Source organism: Salifodinibacter halophilus, from assembly GCA_012999515.1.
Lineage (GTDB): Bacteria > Pseudomonadota > Gammaproteobacteria > Nevskiales > Salinisphaeraceae > Salifodinibacter > Salifodinibacter halophilus.
This window is the reverse complement of the sequence record JABEEB010000539.1, coordinates 1-247: the sequence shown is the minus strand read 5'-3', so window position 1 is coordinate 247 and position 247 is coordinate 1. Positions and strand designations below refer to the sequence as shown.

Annotated in this window: 1 protein-coding gene; it reads right to left on the bottom strand. The window is 74.1% G+C overall.

Annotation, left to right across the window (positions count from 1 at the left end):
- The coding region (locus tag HKX41_12760; protein ID NNC25006.1) for a DUF3418 domain-containing protein at nucleotides 1-247 on the bottom strand (247 nt) is incomplete at both ends.

Here is a 247-nt window from a genome sequence, read left to right as displayed (position 1 = left end):
GTCGCGCACCGGATCGCGCAGGGCGCGTTCGCCGCGGGTCGACAGTGCCTTGAGGTAACGCGGGTATTCGGCCAGCGCCGCGGTCGGCACGTCGCGCAGGAATCCCGGCGGGGTCAGCCGCGCCAACTGCGCGCGCATGTCGTCGAGGTTGCCGCTGGCCCAGCCCATCAGCGGCGATTCCAGGCGCGCGCGCACCTCGGCGACCGCGGCCAGGATCGCCTCGGCCTGACGCAGCCGCTCCATCGCT